The organism is Streptomyces sp. bgisy130 (assembly GCF_057708345.1).
The window spans coordinates 1-16,095 of sequence record NZ_JBYISA010000011.1; the positions used below are offsets into that span (position 1 = coordinate 1).

12 protein-coding genes are annotated in these 16,095 nt (G+C 72.0%); 10 read left to right on the plus strand and 2 right to left on the minus strand.

The window, feature by feature from the left end:
• Positions 1-287 precede the first annotated feature (287 nt).
• The 8 genes from AC3EUV_RS16820 (at position 288) to AC3EUV_RS16855 (ending at position 10,861) form a co-directional block, all read left to right on the plus strand.
• Positions 288-743, plus strand: coding sequence for a DUF6099 family protein (locus AC3EUV_RS16820; protein WP_432142811.1), 456 nt, complete (start codon positions 288-290; stop codon positions 741-743).
• Between the two features lie 321 nt (positions 744-1,064).
• The gene (locus tag AC3EUV_RS16825; protein ID WP_432142810.1) at positions 1,065-1,199 is read left to right on the plus strand and encodes a hypothetical protein; all 135 of its coding nucleotides are present in this window, start codon (positions 1,065-1,067) and stop codon (positions 1,197-1,199) included.
• Between the two features lie 51 nt (positions 1,200-1,250).
• Positions 1,251-2,174 (plus strand): LLM class F420-dependent oxidoreductase, encoded by a 924-nt coding sequence (locus AC3EUV_RS16830; RefSeq protein WP_432142809.1) that lies wholly within the window; start codon positions 1,251-1,253, stop codon positions 2,172-2,174.
• Positions 2,175-2,244: 70 nt separating this feature from the next.
• The gene (locus AC3EUV_RS16835) at positions 2,245-3,726 is read left to right on the plus strand and encodes a 3' terminal RNA ribose 2'-O-methyltransferase Hen1 (protein WP_435603235.1); all 1,482 of its coding nucleotides are present in this window, start codon (positions 2,245-2,247) and stop codon (positions 3,724-3,726) included.
• A complete protein-coding gene (locus AC3EUV_RS16840; RefSeq protein ID WP_435603236.1) occupies positions 3,723-6,572 on the plus strand; it encodes a polynucleotide kinase-phosphatase in 2,850 nt (949 codons plus the stop codon). The genes AC3EUV_RS16835 and AC3EUV_RS16840 overlap by 4 nt, the downstream gene beginning before the upstream one ends.
• A 218-nt stretch (positions 6,573-6,790) precedes the next feature.
• Complete coding sequence (locus tag AC3EUV_RS16845; RefSeq protein ID WP_435603237.1) at positions 6,791-8,026, plus strand: arginine deiminase; 1,236 nt, start codon at positions 6,791-6,793, stop codon at positions 8,024-8,026.
• A 134-nt stretch (positions 8,027-8,160) separates the two neighbouring features.
• Entirely contained in the window at positions 8,161-9,165 is a 1,005-nt protein-coding gene (gene argF, locus AC3EUV_RS16850) for an ornithine carbamoyltransferase (RefSeq protein ID WP_432142805.1), read from the plus strand.
• Positions 9,166-9,355: 190 nt separating this feature from the next.
• Positions 9,356-10,861 (plus strand): amino acid permease, encoded by a 1,506-nt coding sequence (locus tag AC3EUV_RS16855; protein WP_435603319.1) that lies wholly within the window; start codon positions 9,356-9,358, stop codon positions 10,859-10,861.
• On the opposite strand, the gene AC3EUV_RS16860 is transcribed toward AC3EUV_RS16855, so the two are convergent.
• Positions 10,824-11,453 (minus strand): hypothetical protein, encoded by a 630-nt coding sequence (locus tag AC3EUV_RS16860; protein WP_435603238.1) that lies wholly within the window; start codon positions 11,451-11,453, stop codon positions 10,824-10,826. The genes AC3EUV_RS16855 and AC3EUV_RS16860 overlap by 38 nt on opposite strands.
• A 324-nt stretch (positions 11,454-11,777) precedes the next feature.
• Between AC3EUV_RS16860 and AC3EUV_RS16865 the strand changes: the two genes are divergently transcribed.
• Together AC3EUV_RS16865 and AC3EUV_RS16870 are read left to right on the plus strand one after the other, a co-directional pair.
• On the plus strand, positions 11,778-12,605 hold the full coding sequence (locus AC3EUV_RS16865; RefSeq protein WP_432142803.1) for an enoyl-CoA hydratase family protein: 828 nt from the start codon (positions 11,778-11,780) through the stop codon (positions 12,603-12,605).
• Positions 12,606-12,607: 2 nt separating this feature from the next.
• A complete protein-coding gene (locus AC3EUV_RS16870) occupies positions 12,608-14,899 on the plus strand; it encodes a bifunctional salicylyl-CoA 5-hydroxylase/oxidoreductase (RefSeq protein ID WP_435603320.1) in 2,292 nt (763 codons plus the stop codon).
• A gap of 123 nt (positions 14,900-15,022) precedes the next feature.
• Here AC3EUV_RS16870 and AC3EUV_RS16875 read toward each other — a convergent pair whose 3' ends face one another.
• Positions 15,023-16,000 carry a ScbA/BarX family gamma-butyrolactone biosynthesis protein gene (locus AC3EUV_RS16875; RefSeq protein ID WP_435603239.1) on the minus strand — a complete coding sequence of 326 codons (978 nt, stop codon included), beginning with the start codon at positions 15,998-16,000 and terminating at the stop codon, positions 15,023-15,025.
• Positions 16,001-16,095 lie beyond the last annotated feature (95 nt).

The following is a 16,095-nucleotide window of genomic DNA, read 5'->3' on the forward strand; positions in this document are numbered from 1 at the left end:
TTTCCCGTGATGCGGCGCGCTGTTCGTCGGCCGTCCGGTCCGTGTTCGCTTCGGCGGTTTCGCGTGACTTGTGCCGGTGGTGTGAGGGGTGGGGGTGCTGGGGCGGGAGGGGAGGGAGCGGGGGCGGGGCAGCCGCTTGTCACTCTCCGGAGTCATGGATCTTTCCACATCGCCTTGCTTGTCCACAGATTTGCGAATTCCCCTGGCTTTTTTGGGTGTTCGCATTCACTCTGGGTAGTGGAAAGAGTGCAGGGTGCATGCGAATGGAGAGGGAAGGAGGGGAGCGGATGGACGCGGTGCGGATCATCGCGGCCAGCCGACGCGGGCTGGCAGAGGCGAACACGGTTCAGGGAGTGATCGTCGAGGCATGGCAGGCGCAGGCCTTGGCGGAGGCGGTAGGCAGCCATCTCGCGATATTCGGGCCGTACGAAGTGCGGTCCAGGGCCCGGGGATTGGGCGACACAGGCGGGCGGTTCAGCGGGGGACTGCTGTGCCCGGCGTCGGTCACCGGTGGGCTGCGGGCGGTTCAGCTGTCCGAGGTGCGCGATGCCAAGGCGGCTTTATCCGGCCTGTGCCTCCTGCTGCGCGAGGTGTGCGAAGCGCTGGTGGCAGTGGTGCTGCTGGCGGACGAGGAGGGGATGTACTGGACCTGCGTCGAGGCGATGGACACGGTCGATGAATCGAGAGACCGGGTGGCCGGAATACTGGAGAAATTGGAGGTGCGCGACCGGAACCCCGCCTGAGCACCACGGCACCGCACCGGCCGCGCGCACGCGGTAGGTCAAGCCCCGAGCGGTAATCCACCGACCGCGGGCCGGGAGAGCTCACGCCCGAGACCTCACGCCCGAGACCTCACGCCCGAGACCTCACGCCCGAGACCTCATGCCCCACACCCGACGCGACGATGCCCGAGCCGTCGCGTACGCCCCCGGCTGCCACTGCCCGACGGCGTCGCGCGACCACGCCGTCCCCTGCGCTCGCCCCACCTCACGTCGCGCGCCATCCCACGTCGCGCATCGTGCACGGACTGGCCCGCCCACCGCCGGCCCTGCCCACCACCGGCCGTGCCCACGCCCCCACGCCACCCCTTCGGCTACGCGGTGGATGCCGCCCCACCCCGCCAGCCCACCAAGACCGCCCAGCCCACCAATCCCACCAAGACCGCTCGGACCGACCCGCTGCACCGGCCGACCCGCTGACCGAAACGCTCTCCGACGATTGGGGTGTCGTGCGGAGTGCAGGATGGAGGTATGGACCTACGAATCTTCACCGAGCCCCAGCAGGGCGCGTCCTACGAGACCCTGCTGAAGGTCGCCAAAGCTACTGAGGATCTTGGTTTTGACGCGTTCTTCCGCTCGGACCATTTTCTCCGAATGGGCACTGCCGACGGGCTCCCCGGCCCGACCGATGCCTGGATCACGCTGGCCGGCCTCGCTCGTGAGACCCGGCGCATCCGGCTCGGAACGCTCATGACGGCCGGCACCTTCCGGCTGCCGGGTGTGCTGGCCATCCAGGTGGCCCAGGTCGACCAGATGTCCGGTGGCCGGGTCGAACTCGGTCTCGGGGCCGGCTGGTTCGAGGAGGAGCACAAGGCGTACGGCATTCCGTTCCCCAAGGAGAAGTTCGCGCGGCTGGAAGAGCAGCTGGCGATCATCACCGGCCTGTGGGCCACCGGAACAGGAGAGGAGTTCAGCTACGACGGAACCTACTACCAGCTGGAGAATTCGCCCGCGCTGCCCAAGCCCGCCCAGGGCAAGGTGCCAGTGCTGATCGGCGGCCACGGTGCGACGCGTACACCGCGGCTGGCGGCGCAGTACGCCGATGAGTTCAATATCCCCTTCGCCTCGCTCGAAGACAGTGAGCGCCAGTTCGGACGGGTGCGGGCGGCCGCCGAAGCCGCCGGGCGGAAGGGCGATGAGCTGGTGTACTCCAACGCCCTGGTGGCCTGTGTCGGAAAGGACGATGCCGAGGTGGCGCGGCGGGCCGCGGCCATCGGGCGCGAGGTGGACGAACTGAAGGCCAACGGGCTGGCGGGCTCACCCGCCGAGGTCGTCGACAAGGTCGGCCGCTATGCCGCGATCGGCGCGTCCCGTATCTACCTACAGATGCTGGACCTGGATGACCTGGACCACCTTGAGCTGATCTCGACGCAGGTGCAGTCGCAGTTGAGCTGACGCCGGGTGGGGTGGCGCTGTCGCGGAAAACCGGTGGGGCGTGGGCTGTCTTGCGGCAATACTCGGACGCGTGTTCCTGACGATAACCACCACCGGCAGCGCCGACCGTCCCGCGACCGACCTCGGCTTTCTGCTGCACAAGCATCCCGACAAGGCGCAGCGGTTCTCGACGTCGCAGGGCACCGCGCATGTCTTCTATCCCGAAGCCGACGCACAACGGTGCACCGCAGCGCTGCTGTTGGAGGTCGATCCGATCGCCCTGGTGCGCAAGAGCCGCGGCAAGGGCCGTGGCGGCGCGCCGGATTCGGCGCTGGGGCAGTATGTGAACGACCGCCCGTACGCGGCCTCCTCGCTGTTGGCGGTGGCGCTGCGAAGCGTCTTCGCCAGCGCGATGAAGGGGCAGTGCACGGCACGGCCCGAGCTGGTGGCGCGTGCGCTGCCGTTGCGTATCGAGGTGCCGGTGCTGCCCGCCCGGGGTGGCCCGGAGCTGGTGGACAAGCTGTTCCGGCCGCTGGGCTGGACGGTGCGGGCCGAGCCGGTGCCGCTGGACGAGACGTTCCCGGAGTGGGGCGACTCGCGCTACGTACGGCTCGTCCTGGAAGGGGAGAGCCGGCTGGCCGAGGCGCTGCGGCAGCTGTATGTGCTGCTGCCGGTGCTGGACGACGCCAAGCACTACTGGGTCGCGCCCGACGAGGTCGACAAGCTGCTGCGGGCCGGCGAGGGCTGGCTGGAGGACCATCCGGAGCAGCGGGTGATCGTCGGCCGCTATCTCGCGCGGCGCTGGTCGCTGACGTGCCAGGCCATGGAGCGGCTGGAACTGGAGCGGCTGGCCGAGTCGGACGATGTGGCCGCCGAGGAGCTCGACAACGCCGTGGACGAGGAGGCGGACACCGAGGAGAAGCCGGTGCCGCTCGCCGTCCGGCGGCGGGAGGCGATCCTCGCGGTCCTGCGCTCGGCCGGGGCGGCGCGGGTGCTCGACCTGGGCTGCGGGCAGGGTCAGCTGGTCGGTGCGCTGCTCAAGGAGGGGCAGTTCACCGAGATCGTCGGCGTGGATGTGTCGATGCGGGCGCTGCACGAGGCGCGGCGCCGGCTGCGGCTGGACCGGATGTCCGAGCGGCAGTCGGGGCGGGTACGGCTCGTACAGGGGTCGCTGGCGTACACCGACGGCCGGCTGAAGGGGTATGACGCGGCGGTGCTCAGCGAGGTCATCGAGCATGTCGATCCGGCGCGGCTGCCGGCGCTGGAGTACGCGGTGTTCGGGTCGGCCAGGCCGGGCACGGTCGTGGTGACGACGCCGAACGTCGAGTACAACGTGCGCTGGGAGTCGCTGCCGGCCGGCCGGGTGCGGCATGCGGACCACCGCTTCGAGTGGACCCGGGAGGAGTTCCGGCAGTGGGCGGGCGGGGTCGCCGCCCGGCACGGCTACGAGGTGAGCTTCGGCCCGGTGGGCCCGGACGACCCCGAGGTCGGCCCGCCCACCCAGCTCGCGCACTTCCACCGGGCCGGTGACGACAACAGTGCTTCGATGAGAGGGAAGGAGGTCGCGGCATGACGGACGACGACCGTACCGAGTACGGGGAGAAGAACGAGCACCCGCACGAGGACCAGCAGGAGAGCGGGAGCGCGCAGGAGAGCGGTACCCGCCAGGAGCGCGGGGAGCGGCCGCAGCCCGGGCCCGGGCCCGGGCCCGAGCCCGAGCGGGCGCCGCGTACGCTCGCCGTGCCCGACCTCTCCCTCGTGGTGCTGATCGGGGCCACCGGCTCCGGCAAGTCCACCTTCGCCGCCCGGCACTTCCGGCCGACCGAGGTCCTCTCCTCCGACTTCTGCCGGGGGCTGGTCAGCGACGACGAGAACGACCAGAGCGCCAGCGGCGACGCCTTCGACGTCCTGCACTTCATCGCGGGCAAGCGCTTGGCCGCCGGGCGGCTGACGGTCGTGGACGCCACCAATGTGCAGTCCGAGGCGCGTACCCAGCTGGTGCGGCTGGCCCGGGAACATGACGTCCTCCCGGTGGCGATCGTGCTGGACATGCCCGAGCAGGTCTGCGCCGCCCGCAACGCGGCGCGCGCCGACCGGGCCGGGCTGCCGCGCCGGGTCATCCAGCGCCACCAGCGCGAACTCCGCCGTTCCCTGCGGCACTTGGAGCGGGAGGGCTTCCGCACGGTGCATGTCCTGCGGGGCCCGGAGGAGGTGGCGTCCGCCGAGGTCGTCACGGAGCGGCGGTTCAACGATCTGCGCCATCTCACCGGCCCGTTCGACATCATCGGCGATATCCACGGCTGCCGTTCCGAGCTGGAGACCCTGCTCGGCAAGCTGGGCTATGCGCTGGTGCGCGACGCGCTCGGCCGGCCGGTGGACGCGGCACACCCCGAAGGCCGTACGGCGGTCTTCGTCGGTGACCTCGTCGACCGCGGGCCGGACAGCCCCGGCGTGCTGCGACTGGTGATGGGCATGGTCGGGGCCGGGCATGCGCTGTGTGTGCCGGGCAACCACGAGAACAAGCTCGGCCGCTACCTGAAGGGTCGCAAGGTCCAGCACACCCATGGGCTCGCTGAGACCATCGAGCAGCTGGACAAGGAGGACGCCGCCTTCCGTACCGAGGTCGGGGAGTTCATCCGCGGCCTGGTCAGCCACTACGTCCTGGACGGTGGCGGCCTCGTGGTGTGCCACGCCGGACTGCCGGAGAAGTACCACGGCCGGACCTCGGGTCGGGTGCGCTCCTTCGCGCTGTACGGGGACACGACCGGCGAGACCGACGAGTTCGGCCTGCCGGTGCGCTACCCGTGGGCCGAGGACTACCGCGGCCGCGCCGCCGTCGTCTACGGCCACACCCCCACCCCGCGCGCCAACTGGCTCAACAACACCCTCTGCCTGGACACCGGCTGCGTCTTCGGCGGTGCGATGACCGCGCTGCGGTGGCCGGAGCGCGAGCTGGTGGACGTACCGGCCGAGCGGGTCTGGTACGAGCCCACGAAACCGCTGGTGACGGAGGCGCCCGGCGGGGCGGACGGCCGTCCGCTCGATCTGCACGAGGTGACCGGGCGGCGGATCGTGGAGACCCGGTACATGGGCCGGCTCGCGGTCAAGGAGGAGAACGCCGCGGCCGCGCTGGAGGTCATGAGCCGTTTCGCGATCGACCCGCGGCTGCTGCCGTACCTCCCGCCGACGATGGCGCCCTGCGCGACCTCGTCGGAGGAGGGGTACTTGGAGCACCCCGCGGAGGCGTTCGCCGGCTACCGGGCCGACGGCGTACGGGAAGTGGTGTGCGAGGAGAAGCACATGGGGTCCCGTGCGGTGGTGCTGGTGTGCCGCGACGAGACCGTGGCCGGTGCGCTCTCCGGTGGCCCCACAGGCAGCGGAGGCACCCCCTTCGACCTGCCCAAGGGGGTCTCGGGCGCCCTGTACACCCGCACCGGCCGGCCGTTCTTCGACGACCCGGAGGCGACCGAACGCATCCTGCGGCGGGTCCGGGACTGCGCCGAGGAGGCCGGTCTGTGGGACGAGCTGGAGACCGGCTGGCTGCTGCTGGACGCCGAGCTGATGCCCTGGTCCCTGAAGGCGACCGGGCTGCTGCGCCAGCAGTACGCGGCGGTGGGCGCGGCGTCCGGGGCGGCGTTCCCGGGTGTGCTCGGTGCGCTGGACGCGGCGGCGGCCCGTGGGGTCGAGGTGGCACCGCTGCTCGGCCGGCAGCGGGACCGGGCGGCGGACGCGGCCGCGTTCACCGAGGCGTACCGGCGCTACTGCTGGCGTGTCGGGGCGACGGCGGCGGACGCCGGGGCACCGCAGGATCCGGGCGGCGGCGCCGGGCTCGGGGAGCTGGACGGGGTGCGGCTCGCGCCGTTCCAGATCCTCGCGGTGCAGGGCCGCAGCCTCGCCGGGCTGCCGCACACCGAGCAGCTCGCCCTGCTCGACCGGCTGATCGCGGCCGAGGGCGCGGTGGCGGCCCGCGACGGCGGGACGTCCGGCGGCGCCACGGACCGGCCGGGGCTGCTCGCCACGACCCGGCGGATCCTCGTCGACACCGGGGACGAGACCTCGGTCGCGGCGGGTATCGCCTGGTGGCGGGAGCTGACCGCCGAGGGTGGTGAGGGCATGGTGGTCAAGCCGGTGCGGGCGCTGATCCGGCAGGCCGACGGCCGGCTCGTCCAGCCGGGCGTCAAGTGCCGTGGCCGCGAGTACCTGCGGATCATCTACGGGCCGGAGTACACCCGCCCGGAGAACCTCCGGCGGCTGCGCGTCCGGCACCTGGGCCACAAGCGCTCGCTGGCCCTGCGGGAGTACGCGCTCGGCCTGGAGGCGCTCGACCGGCTGGCGGACGGCGAACCGCTGTGGCGGGTCCACGAGGCGGTCTTCGCGGTGCTCGCCCTGGAGTCGGAGCCGGTGGACCCACGGCTGTAGGGGGCCGGCGGGGAGGGACGGAGGGTCCTTCCCCGCCACCCCTCGTGGCTGCCCAAATGCCGTGGCGTCGCCGCGTGACAGCCGTGCCCGAGCCGCGGACCCAGGCACACCCCTGGGGCGCACGGGACTGCCGGTGCTTTCGCGCAACTCCCGGGCCCGACCGGAACGACATCGCCCGACTCCCTCCGCCGAGCCGTCCGAGCGGCCAAGATGGGTGGATGGGATTCCAAGTCGACTCCGAGGCCGGGCGGCTGCGCCGGGTCATCCTGCACCGCCCCGATCTGGAGCTGAAGCGGCTCACGCCCTCCAACAAGGACGCCTTGCTCTTCGATGACGTCCTGTGGGTGCGCCGGGCGCGGGCCGAGCACGACGGGTTCGCGGATGTGCTCCGGGACCGGGGGGTGGAGGTGCACCTCTTCGGCGATCTGCTGGCCGAGAGCCTCCAGATCCCCGAGGCGCGGCAGCTCGTCCTCGACCGTGTCTTCGACGAGAAGGAATACGGGCCGCTGGCCACCGACCATCTGCGGGCGGCCTTCGACGAGCTGCCGGTGCCGGAGCTCGTCGAGGCGCTGGTCGGCGGCATGACCAAGCGGGAGTTCCTGGAGCGGCACGCCGAGCCGACCTCGGTCCGCTTCCATGTGATGGACCTGGACGACTTCCTGCTGGGCCCGCTGCCCAACCACCTCTTCACCCGCGACACCTCCGCCTGGATCTACAACGGGGTGTCGATCAACTCGATGCGCTGGCCCGCCCGGCAGCGCGAGACCGTGCACTACGAGGCGATCTACCGGCACCATCCGCTCTTCCGTGGCGGGGACTTCCACGTCTGGTCCGAGGGGCAGGTGGACTACCCCTCGACGATCGAGGGCGGCGACGTCCTGGTGATGGGCAGTGGCGCGGTGCTGATCGGGATGAGCGAGCGGACCACTCCGCAGGCCGTCGAGCTGCTGGCGCGGGGGCTGTTCGCGGCGGGTTCGGCGCGCACGATCGTGGCGCTCGATATGCCCAAGCGCCGGGCGTTCATGCATCTGGACACCGTCATGACGATGATCGACGGGGATACCTTCACCCAGTACGAGGGACTGGGGATGCTCCGCTCGTACACCATCGAGCCGGGCTCGGGGGATCAGGACCTCAAGGTCACCGACCATCCGCCGGAGCATATGCACCGCGCCATAGCGGCCTCGCTGGGGCTGGCGGACATCCGGGTGCTGACCGCGACCCAGGATGTGCACTCGGCCGAGCGTGAGCAGTGGGACGACGGCTGCAATGTGCTGGCGGTGGAGCCGGGCGTGGTGGTGGCGTACGAGCGGAACGTCACCACGAACACCTTCCTCCGCAAGCGCGGCATCGAGGTGATCACGATCCCGGGGAGCGAGCTGGGGCGCGGCCGCGGCGGGCCGCGCTGTATGAGCTGTCCGGTGGCGAGGGACGCGGTGCCGGGGGCAGCCTGAGCGTGCCGGGTTCTCCGCCCGGGAGGAGGGACCGGACCCGTACGGCGACCGGCAGCCTGTATAGGGATACGTATGTGCGTATACAATTCCAGGGTCCGAGTCCGTCCCGACCGCCGCGAACCAGGAGCCGACCCATGGCGATAGACCTCACGGGCCGCCACTTCCTCAAGGAGCTGGACTTCAGCGCCGAGGAATTCCGCCGACTGATCGACCTGGCGGCCGAGCTGAAAGCGGCCAAGCGCGCCCGCACCGAGGTCCCCCGCCTCCAGGGCCGGAACATCGCCCTGATCTTCGAGAAGACCTCGACCCGGACCCGCTGCTCCTTCGAGGTCGCCGCCGCGGACCAGGGTGCCGCCACCACCTATCTGGACCCGTCCGGCTCGCAGATCGGGCACAAGGAGTCGGTGAAGGACACCGCCCGGGTCCTGGGCCGGATGTTCGACGGTATCGAGTTCCGCGGCAGCCGGCAGTCCGACGTCGAGGAGCTGGCCGCCTACGCCGGGGTGCCGGTCTTCAACGGGCTGACCGACGACTGGCACCCGACCCAGATGCTCGCCGACGTGCTGACCATGGTCGAGCACGGCCGGGGGCGCCCCCTGACGGAGACCGCCTTCGCCTACCTCGGCGACGCCCGGAACAACATGGGCAACTCCTACCTCGTCACCGGCGCCCTGCTCGGCATGGACGTACGGATCGTGGCCCCCAAGCAGTTGTGGCCCGAGGAGACGGTGATCGCCGAGGCGCGGCGGCTGGCCGAGGGCTCCGGCGCCCGGATCACGCTCACCGAGGACGTGGCCGAGGGCGTGCGCGGCGCGGACTTCGTGACGACCGACGTCTGGGTTTCCATGGGCGAGCCCAAGGAGGTCTGGGACGAGCGGATCGCGCTGCTCGCCCCGTACGCGGTCACCATGGACGTGCTGCGCGCCACCGGCACGCCGGACGTGAAGTTCCTGCACTGCCTGCCCGCGTACCACGACCTGGGCACCGCGGTCGGCCGGGAGATCCACGCGCGACACGGACTCTCGTCGCTGGAGGTCACCGACGAGGTCTTCGAGTCCGCCCACTCCGTCGTCTTCGACGAGGCGGAGAACCGGATGCACACCATCAAGGCGGTGCTGGTCGCGACGCTCGCCCGCTAGGGCCCGGCCGGGCGCACACCGCACAAAACAGCGCACCGCATAGCCATACACCTAAACGGGCGACCATCCGGTTTCGGCGGTTACCATCGATCCGCTCGCGGGGTCCGGACCCATCGGTCCGGACCCCGCTCCGTGTGTGGCCACACCCCCGCCGCGCACCTCGCACCACCAGAGAGAGAACCACCACACCGTGCGCCCGCCCTTCCTCCGTCCGTCCGGACTGCGCATCAAATCGCCCGACCTCCTCATCGCCGAATCGGGCGCGGACCTCGAAGGCAACGGCCTCCGGCGCAGCATGGGGCTCTTCCAGCTCATCTGCTTCGGCATCGGCGCCATCGTCGGCACCGGCATCTTCGTCGGCCTGTCCGACACCGTCGCCGAGGCCGGTCCCGCCGTCATCGTGTCCTTCGTCCTGGCGGCCGTCACCTGCGTCTTCACCGCCTTCTCCTTCGCGGAGCTGGGCGGCGCGATACCGGTGTCCGGCAGCGCCTACTCCTACGCCTACGCCACCCTCGGCGAGCGCCTCGCCTTCCTCGTCGGCTGGTGCCTGCTGCTCGAATACGGCATCTCGGTCTCGGCGGTCGCCGTCGGCTGGGGCCAGTACCTCAATGAGCTGCTCGGCAGCCTGACCGGCTGGCAGCTGACCGACGCGCTCTCCCAGCCGCCCGGCGACGGCGGCCTCGTCAACATCCCGGCCGTCGTCGTGATGCTGCTCGCCGCGCTGCTGCTCGTCCGCGGCATCCGGGAGAGCGCCCGCGCGACCGCCGCGATGGCGGTGCTGAAGCTCGCGATCCTGGTGCTGTTCTGCGTGATCGGCTTCAGCGCCTTCCAGGCCGGCAACCTGTCGCCGTTCGCCCCGGAGGGCGTCGCCGGCATCACCTCCGGCGCCTCGCTCGCGTTCTTCTCGTACATCGGCTTCGACGCGATCACCACGGCCGGTGAGGAGGCCAGGGACCCGCGCCGGAACATCCCCATCGCGATCATGGTCTGCATCGGTGTGGTCACCGTCCTGTACTGCCTGGTCGCGGTCTCCGCCATCGGCGCGCTCTCCGCGGGCGAGGTCGGCGGCCGGCCCGCCGCGCTCTCGCTGATCGTCAACCACGTCACCGACTCGACGCTCGGCGGCGGGGTGATCGCCTTCGGCGCCGTCGTCGCCATCGCCTCGGTCGTCCTCGCGGTCATGTACGGCCAGACCCGCATCCTGATGTCGATGGCGCGGGACGGCCTGGTCCCGCGGATCTTCGAGCGGGTCTCGCCCCGGACGTCCACCCCCGTCGCCAACACCTGGATCGTCGCGGCCGTCTTCGCCGTGCCGGCCGCGGTCGTCCCGTTGGACGCGGTGATGAACCTGTCGACCATCGGGACGCTGGCCGTCATGGCGGTGGTCAACCTCAGCGTGGTGGTGCTCCGCCGCACCCGCCCCGATCTGCCGCGCCGCTTCCGCGTCCCGCTCTTCCCGGTCAGCCCGCTGCTCGGCATCGGCTTCTGCCTCTATCTGATCTACGGCACCGGTCCGGCGACCTGGCTCCAGTTCGCCGGGTTCCTGGTGGCCGGTGCGCTGGTCTACACGTGCTACGGGCGGCGTCGCTCGCGGCTCGCCGTGGCGGCGCAGGGCCCGGGGGCCGGTGCCGACACGGCCGGTGCCGACGCGGCCGCCGTCAGCGTCGGCGCGGGCGGCGCATCTCGGGAAGGGTGAACCAGACGGCCTTGCCGCGCGGCGTCGGACGACAGCCGGAGGCCGCGCTGAGGGACCGGATCAGCAGCAGACCACGACCGTCGTGGTCGCCGCAGGCCGCGGTGGGGGAGGGGGCGTCGGGGTCGGGGTCGGGGTCGGTGTCGTGGCCGGGCCGCCCGGCCTCCTCCGCCCGCTGCATCGGGACCTGGCCGTCCGACGACTGGCCGTCCGACGACCGGCCGACCGACGGCCCGCCCGGCGGGCCCTCCGCCGCGCCGCCCGGCGCGCCGGCACCCGGTGCCGCCACCACCCCCGGCTCTCCCAGCGGGACCGGATCGCCCAGGCCCTCCACGAGCAGCGGGCCGTCGTCGTGCACCTCGATCCGGCAGCCCGCCGGCCGCTGTTCCACCACCAGCTCGATGGGGCCGGCGCCGCAGGTGTGCTTGAGCGCGTTGGTGACCAGCTCCGCGGTCAGTAGTTGAGCCGTGGTCCGGTCGGCCGTCACCCGGAGATCCTGCATGGCGGTCCGGACCATCGCCCGGGCGATGGGTACGGCGGTTGCGCCGCGCGGCAGCGCGATGCGCCAGGTCGCAGGGGTGGGTGGTTCCAGCATGCGCGGTTCGTCCGTTCGCGAAGGGCCGGGTCGGCGGTCTGAGACCGGATCGGGCCTCTCCACCGTAGGGAGCGCGGGGGCGGGGGATCAGGGGCGAGCGGCCGGAGATCGGATGACCTCGGTCATGCGACGGCCGGGACCTTCGACGGGGTTCACCCCGACGACCCCGACGACCCTGACGGCCCCGGCGGGTGGCGGGATGCCGTCGCCGGACCGTGTGTCGTATCGCGCTCTCATGACGACAGTCATGAAGGGGTGATAACTTCGAGGGGCATCCGGAACAGCATCCACCGGCCGACCCGGCCAAAGGGGGCAGGTAGCCCGATGAGCCCGTTCGCAGGATCCGCCCGCAGTACCGAGACCTGGCAGCACCTCCGCGTGACGCGCCAGGACGGGGTCGCCACCGTCACCCTGGCGCGCCCGGACAAGCTCAACGCGCTCACCTTCGAGTCCTACGCCGACCTCCGCGACCTGCTTGCCGAGCTGTCCAGGGAGCGTTCGGTACGCGCCCTGGTGCTCGCCGGGGAGGGGCGCGGATTCTGCTCCGGCGGCGACGTCGAGGAGATCATCGGCGCCACCCTGGGCATGGACACCGCCCAACTGCTGGACTTCAACCGGATGACCGGGCAGGTCGTGCGGGCGGTGCGGGAGTGCCCGTTCCCGGTGATCGCGGCGGTGCACGGGGTCGCGGCGGGCGCCGGCGCGGTGCTCGCGCTGGCCGCGGACTTCCGGGTCGCCGACCCGTCCGCCCGGTTCGCCTTCCTCTTCACCCGGGTCGGACTGTCCGGCGGCGACATGGGCGCGGCCTATCTCCTGCCCCGCGTCATCGGCCTCGGCCACGCCACCCGGCTGCTGATGCTCGGCGACACCGTCCGCGCGCCGGAGGCCGAACGCCTCGGCCTGATCAGCGAGTTGGCCGAGGAGGGCCGGGCCGACGAGGCGGCCGCGGCGCTCGCCCGGCGGCTCGCCGAGGGGCCCGCGATGGCGCACGCCCAGACCAAGGCGCTGCTCACCGCCGAGCTCGATATGCCGCTGGCCGCCGCCGTGGAGATGGACGCCGCCACCCAGGCGCTGCTGATGAACAGCGACGACTACGCGGAATTCCACGCCGCCTTCACGGAGAAGCGGGCCCCCAAGTGGCAGGGGAAATAGCCATGCGGGTCGCCGTCATCGGCGGCGGGCCGGGCGGGCTGTACGCCGCGGTGCTGCTCAAGCGCCTGGACCCCACCCGCGAGATCACCGTATGGGAGCGCAACGCGCCCGAGGACACCTTCGGCTTCGGGGTGGTGCTCTCCGACGAGACCCTCGGCGGCATCGAGCACGCCGACCCGGAGGTCTACCGCGCCCTCCAGGCGGAGTTCGTCCGCTGGGACGACATCGACATCGTCCACCGGGGCCGCACCCTGACCTCCGGCGGACACGGCTTCGCGGCGCTCGGCCGGCGCCGGCTGCTGGCCGTGCTCCACCGGCGCTGCCGCGACCTCGGCATCGAGCTGCGCTTCCGTGCCGAGGCCCCGCCCGCCGCCGAACTGGCCGGTGTGTACGACCTGGTGATCGCCGCCGACGGGGTGCACAGCACGACCCGCACCGCACACGCCGACGCCTTCCGCCCGCAGCTGACCACCCACCGCTGCCGCTACATCTGGCTCGCCGCCGACTTCGCCTTCGACGCCTTCCGCTTCGAGATCGCGGAGACCGAGCACGGCGTCGTCCAGCTCCACGCCTACCCCTTCGCCCGGACGGAGGGCCCGGCGGACGGCGCCAGCACGGTCATCGTCGAGATGCGCGAGGAGGTCTGGCGGTCGGCCGGACTCGACCGCTGCGATGAGCGCGAGTCGGCCGAGTGGTGCGCCAAGGTCTTCACCGACGCCCTGCGCGGCCGCGCGCTGCGCGGCAACAACTCCAGCTGGACCGCCTTCCGCACGGTCGTCAACGACCGCTGGTCGCACGGCAACACCGTGCTGCTCGGCGATGCCGCGCACACCGCGCACTTCTCCATCGGCTCCGGCACCAAGCTCGCCGTCGAGGACGCCCTGGCGCTGGCGGCCTGTCTTGAGGAGCAGCCCGACACGGCCCGCGCGCTGGCCGCGTACGAGGAGGAGCGCCGCCCCGTGGTCGCGTCCACCCAGCGCGCGGCCCGCGCCAGCCTCGCCTGGTTCGAGGAGCTGGCCACCTACCTCGACCAGCCGCCGCACCAGTTCGCGTTCAACCTCCTCACCCGCAGCCGCCGCGTCACCCATGACAACCTGCGGCTGCGCGACCCCGGCTTCGTCGCCGCCGTCGAGGACGAGGCGGGCACCCCGCCCGGCACACCCCCGATGTTCCTGCCCTTCCGGCTGGGTGAGCTGACCCTGCGCAACCGCGTCGTGGTCTCCCCGATGGACATGTACTCCGCCGCCGACAACAACGGCACCCCCACCGACTTCCACCTCGTCCACCTCGGCGCCCGTGCGCTGGGCGGGGCCGGGCTGGTGATGACGGAGATGGTGTGCGTCAGCCCCGAGGGACGGATCACGCCCGGCTGTACGGGGCTGTACGCGCCGGAGCACGAGACGGCCTGGCGCCGGGTCACCGACTTCGTGCACACCTCCGCCCCCGGCACCGCCATCGGTGTCCAGCTCGGCCACTCCGGCCGCAAGGGCTCCACCCGGCTGATGTGGGACGGCATCGACCAGCCGCTCCCGGACGGCAACTGGCCCCTCGTCGCGCCCTCCGCACTGCCCTACCGCCCCGGCGTCAACCAGACCCCGCACGCCCTGACCGAACCCGAACTCGCCACTCTCCGCGCACAGTTCGTCCGCGCCGCCGAGTCCGCGGCCCGGGCCGGCTTCGATCTGCTCGAACTCCACTGCGCCCACGGCTATCTGCTCTCCGGCTTCCTCTCCCCGCTCACCAATCACCGCACCGACGCCTACGGCGGCGATCTCACCGGCCGGCTGCGCTTCCCGCTGGAGGTCTTCGACGCGGTCCGTGCCGTCTGGCCGGCCGGGCGCCCGATGACGGTCCGGATCTCCGCGACCGACTGGGCAGACGGCGGCACCACCGCGGCGGACGCGGTGGCGATGGCGCGGGCCTTCGCCGACCACGGCGCCGACGCCATCGATGTGTCCACCGGGCAGGTGGTGCCCGACGAGCGCCCCGACTTCGGCCGCTCCTACCAGACCCCGTTCGCCGACCGCATCCGCAACGCCCTCGGTGTGCCGGTCATCGCGGTCGGCGCCATCTCCTCCTGGGACGACGTCAACTCCCTGGTGCTGGCCGGACGTACGGACCTGTGCGCGCTGGCCCGGCCGCATCTGTACGACCCGCACTGGACCCTGCACGCCGCCGCCGACCAGGGGTACGCGGGGCCGGGCGCACCCTGGCCGCTGCCCTACCAGGCGGGCAGCCGCACCCCGCCCACGGGACGCACGGACGCGCCGAAGCCCCGCCTCACGCTGCGGTGACGGGGAGGCACGGGCAGCGGGGCGGGGCCGTTGGTGGGGCCGGTCCGGAAGGACACCGGCGGGCCGGCGGAGCAGGCAGTCAGGGGACCGGCGGGCCGGTGCGGCGGGCGGCCGGGGGGCCGGTCAGGGCGTCGGTACGCAGCTGACCTGCGCCGAGACGACCGGCTGGCCGTGCTGTTCGACGGCGACCTCGACCTGGCGGCGGTCGTCGTCGCCCCGGCCGGTGGTCCGGGCCTGCACCCAGGACGGCGCGTCGAGTTCGGCGTAGCGCGAGAAGGAGCACTCCATCGAGACCGGCAGCGTGACGCCGGGGGTGGCGGCCTGCGCGGCCTGCCGGGCGGCCTCGATCATCAGCATGCCGGGGGCGTGGTCGACGGGGTGGTCGAAGAGCACCGGGTGCGAGGTGTCCACCCGGAGCTGCCAGCGGTCGGGGCGGTCGGTGGGGGAGAGCACCACATCGCGGTCGTGTTCCCGGGCGACCAGCCGCGGGCTCACGGGCTCGGGCAGCGGCAGCGTACGGGAGTTGGCGAGCGCCAGATCGCCGTACTCGCCGCGCAGCCGGCGGTAGACGGCCGGGCTGTGACAGGAGTAGTCGAGCGTCGCGGAGGCCAGCTCGGCGCCGTCGCACCGGATCCGGAACTCCTGGAGGGCGCTGACCAGCCGCTTGCCGCGGTGGACCATGTCGCGGTCGGTGATGTGCAGTTCGACCTCGGCGGGGTGCTGCGCGGTGCGCAGTGCCTGCGGCGTGAGCTCGTAGCGGACCCGCTGCCAGATGATCGGGTGGTCGAGCGGCACCCGGTGCGCGACATGGCTCAGTAATATCCCGGCCTGCCGCACAGTCTCTATCAGCAGGATCGGGTCGTGCATCCCGTGCAGCGGCCCGTAGAAGGTGTGGGCGCGCGGCCATTGGCCGCTGACCACCCAGCTGTCGGCCCCGTCGCGCCGCCAGTTCGTCAGGAACACCTCGGACACCGCGTTGCGGTGCACATACTCACGCGGCACGGTCGTGGTGAGCGACGACGGTCGGATTCCGTCGGCGGATCCGCCTCCGACATCGTCGCGCTGATCGCGCAAGTACGGCGTGAGCGTGGCGCTGGCCATAGGTGGTTCCCTTCTGTGGTGCGGCTCTCAGCGCCCTGACGGGCTGAGGCTTGGTCAGATCCCAAAGACACTAAGATACGGACCATGTGGTTTGT

What these genes read in the sequence shown, in the direction of transcription:
- AC3EUV_RS16820 (WP_432142811.1), top strand. Translation starts at nt 288, where the DNA reads ATGGACGCGGTGCGGATCATCGCGGCCAGCCGACGCGGGCTGGCAGAG.
- AC3EUV_RS16845 (WP_435603237.1), top strand. Translation starts at nt 6,791, where the DNA reads ATGGGATTCCAAGTCGACTCCGAGGCCGGGCGGCTGCGCCGGGTCATC.
- AC3EUV_RS16840 (WP_435603236.1), top strand. Translation starts at nt 3,723, where the DNA reads ATGACGGACGACGACCGTACCGAGTACGGGGAGAAGAACGAGCACCCG.
- AC3EUV_RS16865 (WP_432142803.1), top strand. Translation starts at nt 11,778, where the DNA reads ATGAGCCCGTTCGCAGGATCCGCCCGCAGTACCGAGACCTGGCAGCAC.
- AC3EUV_RS16875 (WP_435603239.1), bottom strand. Translation starts at nt 16,000, where the DNA reads ATGGCCAGCGCCACGCTCACGCCGTACTTGCGCGATCAGCGCGACGAT.
- AC3EUV_RS16860 (WP_435603238.1), bottom strand. Translation starts at nt 11,453, where the DNA reads ATGCTGGAACCACCCACCCCTGCGACCTGGCGCATCGCGCTGCCGCGC.
- argF (WP_432142805.1), top strand. Translation starts at nt 8,161, where the DNA reads ATGGCGATAGACCTCACGGGCCGCCACTTCCTCAAGGAGCTGGACTTC.
- AC3EUV_RS16870 (WP_435603320.1), top strand. Translation starts at nt 12,608, where the DNA reads ATGCGGGTCGCCGTCATCGGCGGCGGGCCGGGCGGGCTGTACGCCGCG.
- AC3EUV_RS16830 (WP_432142809.1), top strand. Translation starts at nt 1,251, where the DNA reads ATGGACCTACGAATCTTCACCGAGCCCCAGCAGGGCGCGTCCTACGAG.